Origin of the sequence: Aureimonas endophytica (genome assembly GCF_014642635.1) — a bacterium.
Classification (GTDB): Bacteria; Pseudomonadota; Alphaproteobacteria; order Rhizobiales; family Rhizobiaceae; genus Plantimonas; species Plantimonas endophytica.
On sequence record NZ_BMIQ01000003.1, the window covers coordinates 20636 to 41199 of the forward strand.

21 protein-coding genes are annotated in these 20564 nt (G+C 65.1%); 10 read left to right on the forward strand and 11 right to left on the reverse strand.

Annotated features, from left to right (window positions below; all coding sequences use genetic code 11):
* Window position 1: 1 nt before the first annotated feature.
* Entirely contained in the window at window positions 2-2014 is a 2013-nt protein-coding gene (locus IEY14_RS10230) for an oxidoreductase (protein WP_188908154.1), read from the reverse strand.
* Window positions 2015-2355: 341 nt separating this feature from the next.
* Here IEY14_RS10230 and IEY14_RS10235 point away from each other — a divergent pair, with 341 nt between their 5' ends.
* Entirely contained in the window at window positions 2356-3303 is a 948-nt protein-coding gene (locus IEY14_RS10235; protein WP_188908155.1) for an ornithine cyclodeaminase family protein, read from the forward strand.
* Between the two features lie 228 nt (window positions 3304-3531).
* Here IEY14_RS10235 and IEY14_RS10240 read toward each other — a convergent pair whose 3' ends face one another.
* The 3 genes from IEY14_RS10240 to IEY14_RS10250 form a co-directional block, all read right to left on the reverse strand.
* Window positions 3532-4695 (reverse strand): zinc-dependent alcohol dehydrogenase, encoded by a 1164-nt coding sequence (locus tag IEY14_RS10240; RefSeq protein ID WP_188908156.1) that lies wholly within the window; start codon window positions 4693-4695, stop codon window positions 3532-3534.
* Window positions 4696-4706: 11 nt separating this feature from the next.
* Window positions 4707-5216, reverse strand: coding sequence for an SRPBCC family protein (locus IEY14_RS10245; protein WP_188908157.1), 510 nt, complete (start codon window positions 5214-5216; stop codon window positions 4707-4709).
* A gap of 199 nt (window positions 5217-5415) precedes the next feature.
* Window positions 5416-7263, reverse strand: coding sequence for a PAS domain S-box protein (locus tag IEY14_RS10250; RefSeq protein WP_210318344.1), 1848 nt, complete (start codon window positions 7261-7263; stop codon window positions 5416-5418).
* A 130-nt stretch (window positions 7264-7393) separates the two neighbouring features.
* Here IEY14_RS10250 and IEY14_RS10255 point away from each other — a divergent pair, with 130 nt between their 5' ends.
* Genes IEY14_RS10255 through IEY14_RS10265 form a run of 3 tightly spaced genes read left to right on the forward strand, consistent with a single transcriptional unit; the run spans window position 7394 to window position 9936 of the window.
* Window positions 7394-8569, forward strand: coding sequence for a zinc-dependent alcohol dehydrogenase (locus tag IEY14_RS10255; protein ID WP_188908159.1), 1176 nt, complete (start codon window positions 7394-7396; stop codon window positions 8567-8569).
* A gap of 12 nt (window positions 8570-8581) precedes the next feature.
* A complete protein-coding gene (locus IEY14_RS10260) occupies window positions 8582-9169 on the forward strand; it encodes a hypothetical protein (protein ID WP_188908160.1) in 588 nt (195 codons plus the stop codon).
* A gap of 29 nt (window positions 9170-9198) precedes the next feature.
* Window positions 9199-9936, forward strand: a complete 738-nt coding sequence (locus tag IEY14_RS10265) for an ion channel (RefSeq protein WP_244639428.1) — start codon at window positions 9199-9201, stop codon at window positions 9934-9936.
* Between the two features lie 549 nt (window positions 9937-10485).
* Here IEY14_RS10265 and IEY14_RS10270 read toward each other — a convergent pair.
* From IEY14_RS10270 to IEY14_RS10280, 3 genes are all read right to left on the reverse strand, one after another.
* Complete coding sequence (locus tag IEY14_RS10270) at window positions 10486-10815, reverse strand: FmdB family zinc ribbon protein (protein ID WP_188908161.1); 330 nt, start codon at window positions 10813-10815, stop codon at window positions 10486-10488.
* A 68-nt stretch (window positions 10816-10883) separates the two neighbouring features.
* Window positions 10884-12038 carry a glutathione-independent formaldehyde dehydrogenase gene (locus IEY14_RS10275; protein ID WP_188908163.1) on the reverse strand — a complete coding sequence of 385 codons (1155 nt, stop codon included), beginning with the start codon at window positions 12036-12038 and terminating at the stop codon, window positions 10884-10886.
* A 77-nt stretch (window positions 12039-12115) separates the two neighbouring features.
* Window positions 12116-12502, reverse strand: coding sequence for a hypothetical protein (locus tag IEY14_RS10280; RefSeq protein ID WP_188909281.1), 387 nt, complete (start codon window positions 12500-12502; stop codon window positions 12116-12118).
* 200 nt (window positions 12503-12702) lie between these two features.
* Here IEY14_RS10280 and IEY14_RS10285 point away from each other — a divergent pair, with 200 nt between their 5' ends.
* Window positions 12703-13158 carry a DUF2231 domain-containing protein gene (locus IEY14_RS10285; RefSeq protein WP_188908165.1) on the forward strand — a complete coding sequence of 152 codons (456 nt, stop codon included), beginning with the start codon at window positions 12703-12705 and terminating at the stop codon, window positions 13156-13158.
* Window positions 13151-14755, forward strand: coding sequence for a PQQ-dependent sugar dehydrogenase (locus IEY14_RS10290; RefSeq protein WP_188908167.1), 1605 nt, complete (start codon window positions 13151-13153; stop codon window positions 14753-14755). Before IEY14_RS10285 ends, IEY14_RS10290 begins: the two co-directional genes overlap by 8 nt.
* Before the next feature lie 273 nt (window positions 14756-15028).
* Here IEY14_RS10290 and trhA read toward each other — a convergent pair whose 3' ends face one another.
* Window positions 15029-15676 (reverse strand): PAQR family membrane homeostasis protein TrhA, encoded by a 648-nt coding sequence (gene trhA / locus IEY14_RS10295; protein ID WP_188908169.1) that lies wholly within the window; start codon window positions 15674-15676, stop codon window positions 15029-15031.
* Between the two features lie 458 nt (window positions 15677-16134).
* Between trhA and IEY14_RS26245 the strand changes: the two genes are divergently transcribed.
* A complete protein-coding gene (locus IEY14_RS26245) occupies window positions 16135-16311 on the forward strand; it encodes a DUF6719 family protein (protein ID WP_308422015.1) in 177 nt (58 codons plus the stop codon).
* 341 nt (window positions 16312-16652) lie between these two features.
* Here the strand turns inward: IEY14_RS26245 and IEY14_RS10300 are convergent, their stop codons facing one another.
* Entirely contained in the window at window positions 16653-16856 is a 204-nt protein-coding gene (locus tag IEY14_RS10300) for a hypothetical protein (protein WP_188908171.1), read from the reverse strand.
* 434 nt (window positions 16857-17290) lie between these two features.
* On the opposite strand from IEY14_RS10300, the gene IEY14_RS10305 reads away from it, so the two are divergent.
* Complete coding sequence (locus tag IEY14_RS10305) at window positions 17291-17761, forward strand: hypothetical protein (RefSeq protein WP_188908173.1); 471 nt, start codon at window positions 17291-17293, stop codon at window positions 17759-17761.
* Here IEY14_RS10305 and IEY14_RS10310 read toward each other — a convergent pair.
* Window positions 17751-17993, reverse strand: coding sequence for a DUF3572 family protein (locus IEY14_RS10310; RefSeq protein WP_188908175.1), 243 nt, complete (start codon window positions 17991-17993; stop codon window positions 17751-17753). The two genes, IEY14_RS10305 and IEY14_RS10310, sit on opposite strands and share 11 nt — an antisense overlap.
* 65 nt (window positions 17994-18058) lie before the next feature.
* On the opposite strand from IEY14_RS10310, the gene IEY14_RS10315 reads away from it, so the two are divergent.
* Complete coding sequence (locus IEY14_RS10315; RefSeq protein ID WP_188908177.1) at window positions 18059-18322, forward strand: hypothetical protein; 264 nt, start codon at window positions 18059-18061, stop codon at window positions 18320-18322.
* Window positions 18323-18331: 9 nt separating this feature from the next.
* On the opposite strand, the gene IEY14_RS10320 is transcribed toward IEY14_RS10315, so the two are convergent.
* Complete coding sequence (locus IEY14_RS10320) at window positions 18332-18523, reverse strand: hypothetical protein (RefSeq protein ID WP_188908179.1); 192 nt, start codon at window positions 18521-18523, stop codon at window positions 18332-18334.
* 269 nt (window positions 18524-18792) lie between these two features.
* Here IEY14_RS10320 and IEY14_RS10325 point away from each other — a divergent pair, with 269 nt between their 5' ends.
* Window positions 18793-20553: a cation:proton antiporter domain-containing protein gene (locus IEY14_RS10325; protein ID WP_188908181.1), complete on the forward strand. Its 1761-nt coding sequence runs from the start codon at window positions 18793-18795 to the stop codon at window positions 20551-20553.
* Window positions 20554-20564 lie beyond the last annotated feature (11 nt).

Sequence of the window (20564 nt, forward strand, 5' to 3'; positions counted from 1 at the left end):
ATCAAAGGCTGGCTCCTGCGGCCATGGGCTGGGAAAGGCGGGGCGCGTCGGCGTCGGCGTCGTTGCCGGCGTCGAGCGACCAGACGGTCTCGGCCGCGTCGCGCACGGCAGCCGTCACGTCGCGCGGCAGCTTCGCGTCGCCGATGCGCCGGACGTCGACGCCCTTCGCCCTCAGCTCCGCCAGGAGCGGCGTGTGGCTGACCGCGCCGATGAGCGAGACCACGGCCTCGACGCCCTCGGCCGCCGGACGGTTCTCCTCGAAGACGCCCTTCAGGACGGCCCGGCCCGCCTCGACCCGCACCAGCTTCGCCCGGTCGACGATCTCGACGCCGAGCCGCCCCAGAGCGCGGACCAGCGTATAGGCGGTGGTGATGCCCTCCCCCTCGCCCGGATGCATGGCGGAGGTGACGAGCGTCACCTTCTTCCAGGTCGCCGCGAGACGCTCGGCGGTCAGCATCGCGGCGAGCCGGCCCATCTCGTCGCGGACCAGGACATGGCCGCCGCCCTCCGGCACGTCGTAGGGGCCGTAGGTGGGCGTGCCGCCGAAGGCGATCTCGCGATCGGCGATCGGCGCCGAGCCGGTCGCAAGCAGCACGACCGAGGGCCGGCGTCGCAGGATGTCACCCGCCTCGGCGGGCGCGCCGAGCTCGAGCCCGACACCGAGCCGGGCGAGCTCGTCCTCCCACCAGCGCAGGATCTTGCGGAATTCCTGGCGGGAGGCGGTGCGCGACCAGCGGTCCATCTGCCCACCGAGCCGGTCGTCCGCCTCGACGAGCGTGGTGCCGAAGCCGCGCAGGGCGAGCCGCCGCGCCGCTTCGAGCCCGGCCGGGCCGGCGCCGACGACCACGGCCGAGCGCGCCGCGCCGATCGGCCGGTCGATCGTCGACGGCGGCCGTCCCACTTCCGGATTGACCATGCAGGTCAGCGGTTTGTGGTCGAGCAGGGAATTGATGCAGACATTGGCGCCGATGCAGGGCCGGATGGTCTTCGGCGCCGCCGCCAACGCTTTCGGCAGGAGGCGCGGATCGGCGACATTCGCCCGCACCATGCCGACGAGATCGGCGTCGCCGGCGGCGAGGATCTCCTCGGCGAGATCCAGCGTCGTCACCCGCCCGACGGTCGCCACCGGCACTTCGACCGCTTCGCGCACGGCGCGCGACAGGTGGCGGAAGGCGCCGAAGGGCGCCGGCGTCGGCGGCCAGTGATCGACGCGGGCCAGCTTGCGCGTGTTGTTGCCGGCGGTGACGCTGACATAGTCGACCATGCCGGTCGCGACGAGGCGGCGGGCGATCGACGCGGCCTCGGCGGGACCGATGCCGTCCGCCAGCATCTCGTCGCCCGGAATGCGGATGCCGACGATCGCCCCCTCGCCCATCGCCTCGCGCACCGCCGCCAGAACCTCGCGGGGGAAGCGGGTGCGGCCTTCGAGACCGCCGCCATAGCCGTCCTCGCGCCGGTTCATCAGCGGCGACAGGAAGCTCGCGAGGAGCATGCCATGCGCCATCGTGACCTCGACGCCGTCGAGATCGCCCTCGCGGCAGCGGCGCGCCGCGGCGCGGTAGAGACCGGCGATCTCCGCCAGCTCCTCCGCCGTCGCCTCGCGCGACATCTGATGCGTCAGTTCGGACCGCTCCCAGGAGGCGGAGACGATGGCGTCGCCCGTCGTTTCCATCGCGCCGACATGGGCGAGCTGCGCGAGCATCAGCCCGCCTTCGTCATGGACGGCCCGGGCGAGCTCGCGATAGCCGGGAATGATCCGGTCGTCGATATTGACCAGCGTCAGTCCGTCGGCCCAGACTTCGGACCAGAGGACCGGCGTCGCGCCGGTGATCTGCATGCCGAGACCGGCCTTCGCCCGCTGGCGATGATAGTCGATATAGCGTTCACCCGGCAGGCCCCCATCGGCGAGGCCGGGCTGGTGAGCCGGCAGGTAGACCCGCGCTCGCAGGGCCTTGCCCCGTAAGGCGATCGGGGTTGTGACATTCGGGAATGAGGTGTTCGACGCTGGCGTCATGGAACCTCCGCCGCGCAGTGACTAAACTCTACGCGCTGCTCTCGATTGCCAAGATAATGACCAGTTTCGAACGGTTGGAAATCGACTTTAGCTCATGACATCATGAGTTCACGGAATGGGTTCCGCGTCAATTTGGCGAATTCGATGGTTTTCAGGGCTCATCGCGCGGCGTCCCGTCCAGCGGATCGGCGCGTCGGTCGGATCAACGGGAACCGGCCCCTTTACGCGGTCGCTGGTGCGACGGATGCTGTGCGGCGCGTGAGGCTGCGTCCTTCCGCGGCCGAGCCCTTTTTTATCCCGACGGCTGGCCCCGTCCGGCACGACAACCTTCTGAGCCCGCGATGATCCTGATCGACGCCGACGCCCTTTCCGCCACCCTGGACCCGCGCATTCTGGTCGAGGCCCTGCGCGCGGGCCATCTCGGGGAGGTGCCGGCGGTGGAGCGGCTTTACCTGCCCGAGCCCGGCGCCGAGAACGATCTCCTCGTCTGGAGCGGCTGGCGCCGGCGGGAGGGCGTCGTGGTGAAGGCGGCCACGGTCTTTCCAGGCAATGCCGCGACGGGGCGCCAGAACATCCATTCGGTGGCGCTGCTCTTCGACGGCGAGGCGGGCGCGCCGCTGGCGGTGATCCATGGCGAAGCCTTCACGCGCATGAAGACCGCCGCCGATTCGGCCCTGGCGGCCGATCTCCTGGCCCGGCCGGACTGCGAGACGCTGACCCTGATCGGCGCAGGCGGGCAAGCGGAGACCCATGCCCGCTTCCTTCTGGCCATGCGCCCGACGATCCGCCGGGTGACGATCTGCAACCGCACCCCGGCCCGCGCCGAAGCCGTGGCGGCGCGGCTCGGCGTGCTCGGCATCGAGGCGGAAACCAGCGCGGATGTCGAGACTGCGGTGCGACGGGCGGACATCCTGTCCTGCCTCACCGCTTCCGCCGTCCCGGTCTTCGAGGGAGATTGGCTCGCGCCCGGTGCCCATGTCGATCTCGTCGGCGGTTTCACGCCGCAGATGCGCGAGGCCGACGACACCGCGATCCGTCGCGCCCGGCTCTTCGCCGATACGCGGCGCTTTACGCTCGACACCTGCGGGGATTTCGCACAAGCCATCGCGGCAGGCGCGATGACGCGGGACGGCGTCGCCGCCGACCTCTTCGAACTGGCAGAGGACCCGGCACGCGGCCGGCGCGGCGCCGAGGAGATCACGCTCTTCAAGAATGGCGGCGGCGGCCATCTCGATCTGATGGCCGCCCGCGCCCTCTTCGACCTCGCCGCCTCCTCTGCCGGCAGATGAGGGACGCAGGACTGTGCGGCGGCTTCGTCTTCTGCCAAGTCGGAGAGGCCCAATCTGAAACCGGCCGCGGTCCGTCCGCTATTGGAGACAGATGCCGAAAAGCCGACCGTCCGTTGTCGACCGATCACCGCCGTCCACTGCCGCGGCGAGGTGCCCTCGGAAGCGGACGTAGCCGTGCGACATGGGCCGGGTGATGATCGGTTCGGCGCAGGGCGATCGTGAGCCTACCTACTGCAAGAACACCGCGCGCAGACAGCCGTCTTCCTTATGCTTGAACATATGATAGCCGGTCGGGCTGTCTTCGAGAGAGAAGCGGTGCGTTGCCAGAGAGGCGGGCGTCAGTTCCCCCCGCTGGGCGTATTCGAGCAGGCGGGGAACATAGGCTTGGCCATGCTGCTGAGCGGTTCTGACGGTGACGCCCTTGTTCATCAGCAATCCCAGCGGAAACTTATCCATCACCCCGTAGACGCCGAGGATCGACAGCGTGCCGCCCTTGCGGACCGCCAGCATCGCCTGCCGTAATGCGGCCCCGCGATCCGTTTCGAGGTAGAGGGCCTGCTTCACCCGGTCATAGGCCTGTTGAAGACCCGTGCCGCCAGCTTCCATACCGACGGCATCGATACAGGAATCGGGGCCACGTCCGCCGGTCATCTCCTTCAGCGCCTCGATCACATCGACGTCGGTATAGTCGAGCGGAATGGCCCCAAACGCCTCGGCCTTCGCAAGCCGCTCGGGGTACCGGTCGATGGCGATGACCCGTTCGGCGCCGAGGATCATCGCGCTCTGCTGCGCCATCAGGCCGACGCCGCCGCAGCCCCAGACGGCGACGACGTCGCCGCGATGGATGTTGCAGAAGTCCGCCCCCATGAAGCCGGTCGGCGCGGCGTCCGAGATGAAAAGGGCGGCCTCGTCGGAAACGCCGTCCGGGACCTTGAAGCAGTCGGTATCGGCGAAGGGCACGCGAACATATTCCGCGTGGGCGCCGGCATAGCCGCCGAAGGCGTGCGAATAAGCGTAGATGCCGGCTGTCGGATAGCCGAGCAGCGGCTCCTGCAACTCGGGTTTCGGATGGGTCGTATCGCAGAGCGAGTATAGGTCGTGCTGGCAGTACCAGCACTTGCCGCAGGAGATGAAGGAGGGCACGACGACGCGGTCGCCCTTCGTCACCTTGGTGACGTCGCGCCCGACATCGACGATCTCGCCCATGAACTCATGTCCGAGCACGTCGCCCTCCCGCATGGTCGGGATGAGGCCGTCGATCAGGTGGAGATCGGAGCCGCATGTGGTCGAGAGCCGGACCTTGAGGATCACGTCGTTCGGGTTCAGGATTTCGGGATCGGCGACGGTTTCGACGCGAAGATCGTTCACGCCGTTCCAGCAGAGCGCGCGCATGGGCCTGTCTCCTAGCGGTCCGCACCGCCCTTGCGGGCGGCGGGCTGGGGGTCGGTGGTCGGGATTTCGCCAGTGAGGGCGATCGCGCGGAACCGATAGAGCGCCGTCCGCACGATCTCGTGCGGCGCAATGTGGAATAGCTTGCTCAAGGCCTGCCCGATCGCGCCTCCCGGCGGATCGAACCGGACGTCGAGATGCAGCTCCGTGCCGCGGTCGCCCGGAGCGGGCTGAAAGGATAAAACGCCGACATTCGGCACGTCGGCGCCGTCCTCCGTGGTCCAGCGCACCGCATCCGGCTCCCCATCGCCCGTCGCCGTCCGCCAGCGATACTCGCCGCCCGCGGGACCCCGCGCGACCCATTCGGCCGTTCGATCGCTCATCGGCGTGACCTTGGCGAAATGCGCCCATATCCGCGACTGGATATCCGGTTGCAGCCAAAGCGCTCGGAGTTCTGAAGCGGGCTTGCCGATCGTTATGGAAGCGGCGGTGGCCGCATCGGCCTCGGATTCGGCGGCGCTCATGGTTCACCTCCATTTCTTGTTCGACATCTTGCCGGTTCAAGTGCGCAAGATCTGCGGATCTCGCTCGTACGCAGCGGCGGCCATGCCCGCGCCAGCCATCCCCGACAGCGGAACGCCCGGACGTTTGAAGCCCTGCGAAAGGTCGTCGACCATGCGTTCAGGTAACCGCGCGGCGCCCCGTCGGGCACCCGTAGGATCCCTAGGTAGACTTCCGCTTCGCCCAGTTCTCATCGGCGGACGGCGCCACTCCGGCCGCAAGGGCGATCTGAAGTAGCTCGGTCAGGCTTGCCGCGTTCAACCGGTTCATCACCTGGGCACGATGAAGCTCGACGGTGCGCGGGCTGATGCCGAGCTTCTGTCCGATGACCTTGTTCGTTCCCCCGTCGACCAGGCCGATCAGGACTTCGCGCTCGCGTGGCGTCAGACGGGCGATACGTGCGCCGGCATTCTCGTCGCGTGTCGTCGGACGCACCGAACCCTGACATTCGGCAATGGCGCCTGCGAGCGACGCGGCGAGTGAGGCGTCGTCTTTCACAATGACGTAGTCCAAGGCGCCGGCCTTCATGGCCGCGACCGCCGTGTCGACGTCCGCTCCCGCCCTGTCGAGCGCCAGGATCGGCAAGGTGATCGACCGTGCCTTCAGCTCGCGAGGGACTGTCAGCACCTCGTCTTTATGGATGCGCAGATCGAGAACGACGCAGCCTGGCGCCAGCACCGAGGCGATGTCGATCAAAGCGGCGGCGTTTTCGAAGGTCCGGGCACGGTAGCCCAGTCCCCGGATCACGTTGGCCAGCTTCCGCGCCTCCGCTGCCCTGCCGCTGACGATATAGACGTGATGCACATCCTCCTGCGTCAGGTCCTCGACGATCCCGCCGATCTGGGCAACGCTTCCGCTATCGTCGAGGATTGGGAAGCTCGTATCGCGGAGCCAACGGATCGATCCGTCGCTCGGCCGGATGAGCCGATACTCGAACTGCGCGACGTCTCCGGCCGCCACGGTCGCCAAAGCGTGCTCGACATGCGCACGGTCGTCGGGATGGACATCCTTGATCCATTGCGAGAGTTCGTTCGCCCCCTCCTCGATCGCGATGCCCCAGATCCTCTCGAAGGCGGCGCTCCGGTAGGTAATCGTGCCCGCCGCCGGATCGCCGATCCAGATCAGGTTGCTGGTGTTGGCGGCGAAACTTCGGAACTGGGCTTCGCTCGCCCGGATGGCCGCTTCGGCCCGACGCTGCGTCGTCACCTCAATGGCCGCCCCGACGAAGCCGATCGCGCGTCCTTGCGCGAAGGTGGTTCGCCCGGCGGTCGCGATATGGCGCAACACGCCGTCGCGCCCGATAACCCGGTATTCCAGATTGTAGAGGCCGCTGCCGGCCGGATCGATGCAGGCGGCGATCGCCTGGCGGACAAGCGGCAGATCGTCCGGATGGATTCCCGCCTCGTAGACCTCCATATCGACCGGGGCGTCGATGGGAAGCCCCCACATGGCGCGGAGCCGCTCGTCCCAGTCGAGCGCGCCGGTGACCGGATCCCAGGCATAGATGCCGATGCCGACCAAGTCCGTCGCGGCCCGGAGCCGCGCCTCGCTTTTGCGCAGGGCTTCCTCCATCGCGCGGCGCTCGCTGGTATCCCGAGAGACGCCGACCACGAGATCGATCGTCCCGTCCTCACCCCGGACCGGTCCCCAGAGATAGGCGAAATAGGCGGCGTGCCCGGTCGGACTGCGAAAGAAGACCTCGTCCTCGATGGTGACGCCTTCGGCGAAGATCCGGTCGATATGGCCGTTCATAAGGTCGGCGAGATCGAGCGGATAATCGAGATCTTCGAACGTCCGCCCTAGCATCTGCGGCGCGGAAAGGCCGAACAGGGCGAGCATCGCGGGGTTCGCATAGGCGAAGCGCCGCTGCCGGTCGAACGCATAGACATAATCCGGGATCGAGGAGAGGTTCGCCTCCAGAAATCGAGCCCGGCTCACCTGCGCCGCGTCGGCAATCTCATTCCTGTCGGTAAGGTTCGAAGTGGCCATCGGCGTTGGCGCCTCCGTCATGTCGTCGGCTCTCCCCAAGAACCCCAGACGGCGGTCGGCCACCCCCTCGGGATGTCCCCTAGGAATAGTCCGAGTGCGCTCTTTGGCGACCGGAACTTAGGTAGACGCTCCACAACTGAGGGAGATCGGCATGAGAGCGCTCGTCTGGCACGGCAAGGAGGACATCCGTTGCGATACGGTGTCCGATCCGGAGATCGAGCATCCGCGAGATGCGATCATCAAGGTCACGAGCTGCGCAATCTGCGGCTCGGATCTCCACCTCTTCCACAATCTCGTGCCTGCCATGCTGCCCGGCGACATCATGGGCCATGAGGCAATGGGCGAAGTCGTGGAGGTGGGAAGCGCGGCCAAGAACAAGCTGAAGAAGGGCGACCGCGTCGTCATCCCCTTCACCATCCAATGCGGCGAATGCGACCAGTGCCGGCGAGGAAACTTTTCGGTCTGCCAGCGAACGAACCGCAAGGGCGATCTCGGCGACAAGGCCTTCGGTCATCGGACCGCGGGCCTCTTCGGATATACGCATCTCACCGGCGGCTATCCGGGGGGGCAGGCCGAATACCTGCGAGTGCCCTTCGCCGATACGACGCATGTGAAGGTGCCGGAGGGGATCGACGACGAGAAGCTTCTGTTCCTGTCCGACATCCTGCCGACCGGCTGGCAGGCGGCGGTCCAGACGGACGTCCAGCCGGGCGACACCGTCGCGATCTGGGGCTGCGGACCGGTCGGCCAGATGGCGATCCGCTCCGCCATCCTCCTCGGCGCCGAACAGGTAATCGCCATCGACTGCCTGCCCGAACGCCTGTCGATGGCCGCCGCGGCCGGCGCCATCACCATCGATTTCGAGAAGGAGAGCGTGGTCGGTCGGCTCAACGAGCTGACCAGCGGCGAGGGCCCGCACAGGTGCATCGACGCAGTCGGCACCGAAAGCCATGTCAGTTTCGGCCAGCCCGACACGCTGGTCGATCGCGCCAAGCAGATGATGATGCTGGAAAACGATCGGCCGCACGTTCTGCGAGAGATGATCTATGTCTGTCGGCCGGCCGGCGTCATCTCGATCATCGGGGTCTATCTCGGCCTCGTCGATAAGATCCCGATGGGGCAGGCCATGAACAAGGGTCTCACCTTCCGCATGGCGCAGGCCCATGTTCCGCGCTGGACGGGCGACCTTCTACGCCGGATCGAAGACGGCCAGATCGATCCGTCCTTCGTGATCACGCACAAGGCGGACCTGTCGAAAGGCCCCGAGATGTACGCCAAGTTCCGCGACAAGGCGGACGGCTGCATCAAAGTCATGCTCCAGCCCTGACGGAGGCATTCCATGCTCTCGACCAATCTTTCCGGCATCGCTCGCTCCAAGGGTGATCCCCGTGTTCAACGCAAAGGTCCGAGTTCCCTGTCGGGGGCCGACAAGCTGGCACGCGCCCTCGGTTGGTTGTCGATCGGGCTCGGCATCGTCGAACTGGTGGCCCCGGGACGCCTCGCCCGAACGCTGGGCCTCGATGGCAAGGAGGGTCTGATCCGCGCCTATGGCGCTCGTGAACTCGCGAGCGCGATTCCGACCCTTTCCGTGGACCAACCCGTGGGCTTGGCAGCGCGGATCGCCGGCGACGCGCTCGACATCGGCACGCTTGCCACGGGGTTCCATCGCGAGAACCCAAAACGGGACAACACTGCGATTGCGCTCGCCCTCGTCATCGGGATCACCCTTCTGGACCTGACCGCCTACAAGGCTGTCAAGATCGTGCACCGTCGCAGTCGAGGGACCAACCGCGACTATTCGGACCGGAGCGGCTTGCCGAAGGGCGCCGAGGCGTCTCGAGGCCTCGCCCGGAAGGACTTCGAGATTCCACCGGACTACAGGGCCGAGGGCACAGTCGCCGACGCGCTGCCGATGCAACCGTCCTGAAGCGAACGGCGAGGAACGAGGCGCCGTCCATGACGATCGAACAAGCCATCGGGGCAGCGCTGATCCTTCTGTTCCTCGCCGACATATTCCTGACCGTACTCTATGCCCGCGCCGGCACGGGGCTCTTGGCGCCCTATTGGAACCGCATGGTGTGGGCCTGCTTCCGGACGGCCGCGCGCTCGTCGGGCAAGTGGCGCGGGACAATCCTGTCGATTGGCGGTCCCTTCATCGTCGTCTCGCTCATCGGCTTCTGGGCGCTGGGCCTGACGATCGGCGCGGCGCTCGTAATAAGGCCGGAGCTCGGCACGACGATCCGACCTTCAAGCGGAGGCACGCCAACCGATTTCGTCACGGCCTTGCTTGTCGCCGGCAATAGCCTGTCGATCGTCGGTGGCGGGGACTATGCACCGCATTCCACCGGCACCCGCATCCTCTTCCTCGCCAACTCGCTCATCGGTGCGTCCGTCCTGTCGCTGGTGCTGAGCTACCTCGTGCAGGTCTATGCGGCGCTGCGAGAGCGGAACGCGCTGGCGCTCGCCATCGATCTCATGACCGACGGCACCGGGGACGCGGCGGTGATGCTGGCGAGACTCATCCCCGGGGGCGATCCCGGCAACGCCTCCAGCCAGTTGAGCAACCTCGCAGGGTCGCTCGCCGCGACCAAGGAGGCGCACCACTTCTCCCACTTCTATACTACTTCCGCTTCGAGGAGCCCGTATACGCGGTCTCGCGCTTCTGCTTCGTTCTCCTGGATCTGGTCTCGCTGATCGAGACCGCGCTCGATCGCGAGCGCTATGAAGGCCTGATCGCGTCCGCGCCCGTGGCCTCGCTGAAACGCGGAACGAGACTGCTCCTCGAAACAACCGACCGGAGCTTTGCATTTGCGACCGCCGATGGGGGATCGGATCGCCGATCGAGGCGGAGCTGTGCCGCCGCCATGGTGACGCTGGAAAGCGCCGGCATATCGGTGCTGCCGGACTGTGCCGAACGCTACGTCCCTGCGCGTCGAGAGTGGGAGCCGCTCGCCCTCCGTACCGCCCCAGCCTTTGGCTACGACATGACGGAAGTCGATCGGAGAACGCCGTCAGCGGTCGGGTAACTCGAAGTTCCGGTGCCCACTGGATGGTCAAGCTCAGTCCAGAAGACCTTTCCTCGCGGCGCCGCTCAGCAAGGTGATTGCCCCTCCAGGGAACCCGCCGGAAGGAGTCCCTCCTTCTTTCACGGCAAGCCGTTCTGCTTCCGACACGAGCGTTCGCCGCCCCACGAAACGAGCGCGTCGGTCAACGTCGGAATATCGCCGGCACGATGGATAGGGCTCACCGCCGTTCACGAGGCAGTGGGCCGCTCGACGAGAAGACGCGGTCGGTCGAAGCCAATGCGCTCGGGATTGGCGACCCGCGCATGCAGCAGCCGCAGCCGGCGGGATGGGCCGCCTTCACGGATTCTCGGCTGTTCGTACGAGCTTCACTCGCAGCGAAGGCGCTGCGCTGGATCGGGTTCAGGCCGGCAATGGCAGGTGCACTGAGGATGGCTCGCGGCACCATGCCGCCGCAGGTCGGGCAGGCGCATGGCTCATGGAATTCTGCCATAGGCCGCATCGCGGTGAACGGCCCGCAGGTCGGGCAAGCGTAGTCGTAGTTTGGCATTGAGGTCTCGATGCACGGGGAGGAGGACGGCGGAGTGGCAACGGAAGCTGCCGCCCCGCTTCGATCCGTCACGCGGCGGTCTTGAGAACCACCTTAGTCCAGCCATCATCGCGCGTGTCGAAATGGTGATAGGCTTTCGGAGCCTCACCCAATGGCAGCTCGTGCGACACGATAAAGGAAGGCTTCGCCCGGCCGGTCGAGATCAGGTCGCGCAATTGGCGATTATAGGCCTTCACGTTGCACTGTCCGGTGCCGATATGCTGACCCTTGAACCAGAACAAGCCGTGGTCGAAGACGATCTCGCCTTGCTCGTAGAGTTGGTCTTGGGGCGCGGGATCCTGCGGAACGAAGACACCGACGACGCCGATGCCACCTGTGAACTTCACCGACTTCACCAAGTCGTTCATGGTCATGTTCGGGCGCTCTTCGCCCCCCGGGTCGTGCACTTGGTAGCCGACGCATTCGCAGCCACGATCGGCGCCGACGCCATTCGTAAGCTCCATCACCTGGTCCACTGGAGAACCCTTGGAGTCGTCGATGGTCAGAGCGCCTATCGAGGCCGCCAGCCGTAGGCGATCGGGATGCCGATCGACGACCATGACCATGCCGGCGCCCTTGATCATCGCGGAATAGGCCGCCATGAGACCGACCGGCCCGGCGCCGTAGATGACGACGGACTCGCCGGGGCGCAGTCCCGCGAGTTCGGTGCAATGCCAGCCGGTGGGGAAGATGTCCGCCAGCATCACGTAGTCGTTCTGCCGCTCTTCCGCATCCGGCGGCAGCTTCAGGCAATTGTAATCGCCATAGGGAACGCGCAGAAGATCGGCCTGTCCTCCCCGATATGGCCCCATATCGGCAAAGCCATAGGCGGCGCCGGCCATGTTCGGCATGACGCTTCGATCCGCGGTGGTGAGGCAGAAGGCGCTGAGGCCGCGCTCGCAGTTCTTGCAGAACCCGCAGCCGATGTTGAAAGGGATGGCGACCCAGTCCCCGACCTTTACACGGTCGACGCCGCTGCCCACCTCGACCACCTGCCCAAGGTTCTCATGGCCAAAGACGCCACCCTGCGGGAAGTCGGTCCGGCCCTCGTACATGTGCAGGTCGGAGCCGCAGATATTGGTGCTCGTAATCCGGACCAAGACGTCGGTCGGCCTCTCGATCGTCGCGTCCGGGACGTTCTGCACCGCAACGTCACGCGGTCCGTTGTACACTACCGCTCTCATGTCACTCTCCCACTAAAATCTTCTTGGCGGGACCGAGGAGTGGCATGCTCGTTGGTTTCGGCGGATACGGGCGCTTCCTAAGGGGTATTCCCAGGATCGCGTGCTCGGTATTTCGGCGATGAGCTGGGATCGCCGCTGACGAGATCGAAGCGAGTAGCAATGGCATCGGCGAAAGGGGTCGAGACCTTCTCAATCTCCTCCCAACCCGGCCAGGCCGAGCAATAGTGTCCGAATTTGCAAGTTTTTCCGTTGGAGCTGGACTGACCGCTTTCCGCTCCATCCGGTTTCAGGGGCAGTGATAGTCGACGCCCGGAAGCGGTCGGATGAATTTTGACTTCGTTCGTCACGCCGATCGTGCACACCGCTTCAGCAACGGGGCGACCTTGCGGCAACAGAACATCGACCTGTCGCAGCTTGGCGACGATCTCTTCCGGGCTCGGCTTCTTCCTCGGTATTCTCTGCATCCTCCAAAGGCGCAAAAAACCTATTCCGGGGAGGGTCACTCTTCAGGGGGCAGACCAATAGTCATCGTCATGGCCGCGTTCGGCGCCCTTCTCGCCGGGCACTTCTCGGTGAAACAGCCGGGCAACGAAACTCGGGCGGAACATCGTTCAGGCTTCGTCGTATCGCCTTTATGGCCTTTCCTCGCTCCGACGAGCAATCCATGTCCTTTGCATCGACGCAACCGACTCTTCGCACGAGAGACGGAGGACATGGCGTTCACGCCTTCCTCGCATCCTTTCCGGTCGTCTGCTTTACGCTGGCGCTCTTCACCGACATCGCCTTCTGGCAGTCGGGGAATATCATGTGGCAGAACTTTTCGGCTTGGCTGCTCTTTGCCGGGCTGGTCGGCGGCGGACTCGCAGTGATTGCCGGCCTTGTCGATCTTGTCATTCGGCGGCGAGGCAGCGGACGGCGGAGATCCTGGCTGCATTCGGTTGGCTCGTTTCTCGTCCTCGTTCTCGCCTTCATCAATAGCTTGGTCCATGCCGGCGACGGATGGACGGCCGTTGTCCCCTATGGTCTCGCCCTTTCCGCCGTGACCGCCGTTCTGATGCTGCTGACCGCCTGGATCGGACATTCGCTGACGAAGATCGAGGAGGGCCGCCGCAATGTCTGACTCCCGCCCCTTACCCTTCGCCCTCCGGGCAAGCGCCGTCACGGTGCTCCTGGCTCTTGGTGCCTGCAACGGCTCCAACGAATTCGATGCTTCCCAGCAGATCGGCACCGACCCGGTCCTGCCCGAGCCCGAACAATCTCTCCTCCCCGATCTCAAGGTCGCGGAGGTCGTCGGCTGGAGCGGCGACGCCAAGCCGAGCGTGCCGGACGGCCTCGCCGTTTCCGCCTATGCTACCGATCTTGCCAATCCGCGCACGGTCTACACTCTGCCGAACGGGGACGTCCTCGTCGTCCAGTCGCGCGGTCCTGGGGGAGAACCGGTCTCCCGGCCGAAGGATCTCATTCGCGGCTGGATCATGTCCATCGCGCATGGCGGGGGAGACAAACCGCAGAAAGAAAGCAACCTCGTCACGCTCTTGCGCGATACCAATCGCGATGGGAAGGTGGATGAACGCCACGATATCCTCACCAAGCTGTCGTCGCCCTTCGGCCTCGCCTGGTTCGATGACACGCTCTACGTCGCGGCGACGGATGGTGTGCTCGCCTATCCCTATCGGTTAGGTGAGACGGCGATCACTGCCGCGCCTCGCCTGCTGACGCCGCTTCCCGGCGGCCCGATCGACCATCACTGGACCAAGGATCTTGCGCTCAGCCCCGATGGTCGTTTCCTCTATGCCTCGGTCGGCTCGAACTCCAACATCGTCGAGAACGGCCTCGAGGCCGAAAAGGGTCGGGCGGCGATTTGGCAGATCGACCGGCAGACGGGCGCCGCCCGCGTCTACGCCTCGGGCCTCCGCAACCCCAACGGGCTGACATTCCGGCCGGGGACCAACACGCTCTACGCCGTCGTCAACGAGCGCGACGAACTCGGGCCGAACCTTGTGCCGGACTACATGACCTCGGTGAAGGACGGCGCCTTCTACGGTTGGCCCTGGAGCTATTACGGCACACATGTCGATGCGCGAGTACATCCGTCTCGGCCGGATATGGTGGAGCGGGCGATCGCGCCCGACTATGCCCTGTCGAGTCATGTCGCGGCGCTCGGCCTCGCCTTCTCGCAGGGTTCGGCACTGCCGGAGCCCTTTGCAGACGGCGCGTTTATCGGCGAGCACGGAAGCTGGAACCGCAATACCTATAACGGCTACAAGGTCGTCTTCGTGCCGTTCCAGGACGGCAAGCCCTCCGGCAAGGCCGAGGATGTCGTGACCGGTTTCATCGACGGCGACAAGGCCCATGGGCGACCGGTCGGCGTCGGCATCGACGGCACCGGCGCGCTGCTCGTCGCGGATGATGCAGGCAATACGGTCTGGCGCGTCGCCTCTGCGGATGGTCGCGTCTCACCTCGGCCCATTGGCTCGGATCCGGTGCAGGGCACCCATGCCGCCGCCACTATCACGTCGCCGGCACCAGCGACGCCGGCATCTTCGAGCCCGAGGACGGAGGGGAGCAATGCTGTTCCGTCGCCCTCCGTCGATGAGCAGTTGACGGGGCAGGAGCCGAGCACCCCATCCTCGACATCGACGAGTTCAGAGCCCGGACAGGGCGATATTGCGCCGGCCGTTTCGTCTCCGGCAGTCCAGCCGCCCGCCAGTCCGTAAACCGACCAACGCCGCCGCGCGATTGGGCAAGGAACTTCGTGCCCTTGAAGCCTCGCTTATCGCCCCGGGGCTTATTCGGCGCGACGCTGACGGCCTGCGTTGATGACGGTCCTTGCCGCCGTGGCTTCGTCTTTCTCGACTGTAACCGCAAGTATCGCCTTCGGCCGCCGGAGCTTCGGGCCTGGCGCAGCCGTCATGAAGGCCCGACAAGATCGACTTGAGTTCCTACGCGCTTGGATCGTTGGCGAGAGCAAGACCTTTGGCGCTCCCGTTCTACGCAACGAGCGATCGCCAAACGGCGACGAAATGGATCGCAGCGGCCGTGAGCACGAAGCTGTGCCAGATGGCGTTTTGAAACCGCAGCCGTTCCCAGACATGAAATAAGACGCCGAGTGAGTACACGACGCCGCCAGCAAGGATCAGAACGATCACGGTCGAGGAGAGCGTCTCGGTGATCCGGGTGAACATGAAGATGCCGCTCCAGCCGAGGGCGAGGTAGAGGCCGATTGCCGACCGGTCGAACCGCCCTGGGCAAAGCAGTTTCAGGGTGACACCGGCGAGCGAGATCGCCCACACGCAGGACAGCATCGCGTAGGCCTTCATCTCGATCATGAACGGCGTATAGGTGCCGGCGATCAGCAGGTAGATCGCCGAATGGTCCAGGCGACGAAGAAGCCATTTGGTTCGGGAGACTGGCCAAATATTGTAAGCGGCCGATACGCCGATCGAGAGCATCAGCGTCGCGAGGTACACCACTGCCCCTGCGGTCTGAACCCTGGTCATGTGACCGACGGCGAAGGTCAGAAGAGCCATAGAGCCGGTGATCGTCAGGATAACGCCGAGCGCGTGGACCACACCATCCGCCCACAGTTCAGCTATCGAATAAGACCATCGGAACTCGTCAGGTCGGTCGGTCTGCATCCGTGTTCCGTCCCAGTCCGCATGATTACGCGGTAGCGAAGGTAGGAGGGAACCGGTGGCGATGCGAGGACGGAGTGGCCGAACTCGTCGATCGTCGCGACACCGACCCCTCAGCCCATCGGTAGATAATGCCGTGCCTCCGCCAGCGCCGGGTCGTGCTTTCCGAACGCTCGATGCGAGATCACATTTCCTGTGGCGTGTTTACGTGAGCGTCGCGCATCAGAAACGGGAGAAGACTGGCCGTTTGTGTTGGCTGCCCTGCTGAGCCGCGCTCGAGCGAACATCCCACGCAGATCGCCGTCCAAGCGATTCTTCCCCAAGGGAATATCTCTGCTATTGTCCAAACGGCCCGACGGGCCAAAGAGGGAGGATCGACAATGCGGAGGATTCACGTACTTCTACCAGTGCTCTTGTTCGCTCCGCCAATCCTGATGACGGGATGTATGCAATCCACCAGGATGGCGAGCTCCGATACCGTCGTGTCGACACGCCCCACGCTTGAATCCATGGAGGGAATGGGCGGGAAGTCGGTTCTGTATGACGACGGGAAGTGCCCGTCCGGCGAGATCGCTCAATTCACCAAGCGTGGTGGACGGACGCAGATCAATCGCGTCTGCGTCGCACGCCCCACCTGACGGCCGGAACGATCGACTGACATTTCTCGATCTCGATTTCGCGACAACGCGGCGCAACCCCTTCCATGAGGCTCCGCGTTGCAGCATCGCTCGTGGATACGAAGCCGCGCCACGCCCTCTCCTCTTCTTCAGGTATGAACGTCCAGAAGGGTCTTCTCAGGCGGATATCGACGCGACGTCCCGAATTTGATCCAGCCCGGCGCGACGTCTTGGACAGAGATCACCCTTGCGACCTATGCCGAGGCTCCGCTCATCGTAAAAGAGCGGATCGGTGAGGCGGAAGCCGTCTGATGAGGCAGAGTTGTCGTAGACTCGCGACTTCAGCCTTCGGCGAATGCCGGTCAGCGCGGTCCGACCATCCTGGAAGCTCCGACTCGTCGCCGCCCTTCGGCGCTGACGATGACCGCGCCGGCATTCCGCTCGACGAGCCCCAAGCGTTCGAGATGCGTCATGAAGTTCGGCGCCATGAAGCGAGCGATGGAATGGTCGCTGCACATAGCCGCCAGAGCGCGATGCTCGTCGGGCGACAAATGGCTCTCGGTCATCTGCGCAATCTCGGTCTGGCCTCGGCGCATACTGAAGCGGAGGTATCAGGAACGAAGGTCGCCCGAACACGGCGATCGGCATAAGAGACGAACTGCAGGCTGCCAGACGAGCCTGACACCAGACTTGAGCATCGCGCCGGCCGGACGGTTCAACGCAGCGTTTTGCCGAACCCCGCGGGTCAGGCTACGCTGCCGCCATGATGACACCTGCCGAATGCCGAGCCGCCCGTGCCCTTCTCGAATGGTCACAGCTTCAACTCGCCGAGGCATCCGGTGCCGATGTCGCCGCGATCCGAGACTTCGAAACGGGTCGTCTGCCGCCTGCCGAAGCCAATGTCGCGGCGCTCAAGGGCACTCTTCAGAATGCCGGCGTCGAGTTCGTTTCCGAGATCGGCGGCGGGTCCGGCGTGAGGCTTCGGTAGGAGCGGTTAGGAATGAGCGACGATACGGTCGCGATCCGTCATATCCGCGAAGAGATGCGGTTCGAGGTCGATGTTCTCAATTCGCGCATCAATGCGCTCATCAGTGCCGAGGCATTCCTGACGATCGCTTTCACCATGGCTTTGGGGGAACAAGGATGCCGGTGGAGTTGCCCTGATCCTGGCTGTGCTCGGCTTCGTGCTCGCTGTCCTGTCCTGGTCGGGAGTGAACACGGGCGTCAGGATCGCCAACGAATGGAATACTCTCTTGATCGCAGCGCTTGCAGCCGCTCCGGAGGCAACCCGTGCGATGTGGCGCCCATCGATCTTCAGCGAAGCCAGGGGGCGTTCGGATCGGGCGCACCGGAGAGGAATGGTGTTCGCGCGTTCCATGCCGATCCTGTTCGCGGCTGCATGGACACTGCTTTTCGGCATCGCTGTTGGCAAGCTGTGATCGACCGCCCGCTTGCCCACATCAGCCAGTGATGTCCGCTCTTGGTTTCGTCTGCGATAACTCATCGCGTGCCCGCTCGGCTTCGCCGGGAGCCAGGCCGGCCGATCCGGCGAAGTCCATCAGATCGCCGTCGTTCGCCAGAAGGAAGTCGAACAGGCCGACGAAGAATGCCGGCTTGACGGCTTCAGTGCGGAGTTGTGCGACCTTGAGACCCGTCAGGTCCGGAAATCGACGCATGAGTTCGTCGCGGCCGGCGAACGACATCGCTCGACGTCGAGAGTTTGTTCCTCATATGCTCTTGTGAGCGTGGACAACCGGACGGCAGGACGATGGTGCAGCGGGTTCGAGATTTCGCGGAAGCGACGCGCAAGAACCTCGGTATCGGCGTGACCTGCGACTGCGGCAAGCGCTGCGTCTTTCCGGCTCGCAACTTCTCCGGCTTCATCGCGCCGGGCGCGGATATCGCAGCGCTTACCTGGCGCTGCACGTGGTGCCGCGGGGCGGCTACGGCGCGGTATGTTCTTCTGAATATCGTGGATCGGGAGAGCTTGGCGCAGTGGACGCCGCCGGCTGGGATGCGGCGGCGCCATTAGCAGATCGGATCAGGCGAAATCGTTGGCGACCGTGCCGCCTGGCGCGTCATCGCCTGGGACAGGATCGTTCAAGGGTTCAGGCAGATCGGACCCGATCCCGTCGTCGTCGCCCAAGGGTTCGCCGATCAGATCGTCATCGAACTCTTCATCCGGGAGAGGCTCCTGTGCGTCCGCGTCGGGCAGTGTCGGCAGGTTCGACATGACATTCTCCATGTTTGGTATGGAGACGTAAGCGATCGGGCGAGCGCCTGTTCCTATGCGGCGATGCCGCGGACGGAGACGCTGATCGAGCACGCCTGTCGCCATGCCACCGCGCGATCTCCGCAAGCGCCGGGTGAAAGCGGGGCGTGGTTTGCCGCCCTGAAAGGTCGGCCGCACGCGAGATTCCCTGCATATGCCTTTGAGCGCTATGCGAGAAGTCCTGTGCTGCATATGCTCGCGAAAAGCTTGGCGATCGGAGAAGCGAGACCGTGCACGAAACGCAGTTGATCGCCACGCTTGCCATCGGCTTCGCCCTCGCTTTTATGCTCGGTTATATTGCCAGTCGCCTTCGCCTCCCCCCACTCGTGGGCTATCTCGTCGCGGGCGTTTTCGCCGGCCCCTTCACACCCGGTCTCCAGGCCGACGCCTCGATGGCGAGCCAGCTTGCCGAGATCGGCGTAATCCTCCTGATGTTCGGGGTGGGCCTGCATTTCTCGATCCCCGACCTGATGGCCGTGCGCCGCATCGCCGTTCCGGGCGCGCTCGGTCAGATCGTGCTCGCGACCCTTTTCGGCATGCTTCTGGCAGCAGCTTTCGGCTGGGGAATCGGCGCCGGTCTCGTCTTCGGCTTGAGCCTGTCAGTGGCATCCACCGTGGTTCTGCTGAAGGCATTGGAAGACAGCAATCGGCTGGATACTCCAGCCGGGCGCGTCGCAGTCGGTTGGTTGATCGTCGAAGACCTCGCCATGGTGCTGGCGCTCGTTCTTCTGCCGGCGGCAGCTGAGGCGCTCGGCGGCCACGCGCTCGGCGCCGATGCAGCGCACCACGCGGCTGCAGCGGCAGGGAAGAGCGGCGGTCTCGTCGCGGAGCTCGCCCTGACGCTTGGCAAGGTCGCAGCCTTCGTCGCGCTTGCCATGCTGGTCGGCCCGCGCCTCTTGCCCTGGCTTCTCGGCGAGGTGGCGCGTACCGGTTCGCGCGAACTCTTCACCCTGTCCGTGCTCGCAATCGCCGTCGGCATCGCGGTAGGTTCGGCCGAAGTCTTCGGCGTCTCCTTCGCGCTCGGTGCCTTCTTCGCCGGTGTCGTTCTGTCGGAGTCGCATTTCGGGCACCGGGCCGCCGCCGAGTCGCTGCCCCTCCAGGACGCTTTCTCCGTCCTGTTCTTCGTCTCGGTCGGCATGTTGTTCGATCCGAGCATCATCCTGCGCGAGCCGTTGGCCGTCGTCGCGACGCTTCTCGTCATCATGTTCGGCAAGGCTGCGATCTCGCTTTTGATCGTCGCCGCGTTGCGCTACCCGCTCGAAATGGGCCTCCGGATCGCGGCAAGCTTGTCGCAGATCGGCGAATTCTCATTCATCCTCGCCGGTCTCGGCCTCAGTCTGGGCCTTCTCCCGGCGGAGGGGCGTGATCTGGTGCTGGCTGGCGCGCTTCTGTCGATCACGCTCAACAAAACCATGACGCTGGGGGCCGAGCGCCTCACCGCCCGCTGGACAAACAGAGGCGGGGCAATGGCCGGCGTTTTCGGGCACGAGAAACTGGCGCGGTTGGAGGCGGATCTCGATGCCGGCCGGCAGCGCGCCGAGACAAGGCGCGAACAGCGTACGCTGCGCATCGAAGCCTTGCTTGCGACCTTTCCGCTCCTCGCCAACGTGCCGGCCGAAGATCGGGACGCGCTACTGCTTCTGTTCCGGCCCCGCAACGCGACACCTGGAACGCGCGTCATCCGGCGAGGAGATCGGCCCGACGGCATGTATTTTCTAGCGTCCGGGCGCGTCGAGGTAGAAACGGAGTCCGGCAAGATCGATCTCAACGCCGGCGCGATCTTCGGCGAGATGGCGCTTCTCGACCATACGCGACGCACCGCTGACGTGACCGCGGTCGACTATTGCGAACTTCTCATCCTGGAACGGCGTGACTTCGACCTGTTCATGAGCCGTCAACCCACGATCGCGGCGCTGATCCGCCAGACAGCAGCCGAGCGCCAGTCGATGAATATCAAACAGGACGTCGCAACAGACTCATTGCGCGACTAAGGACGACTCCA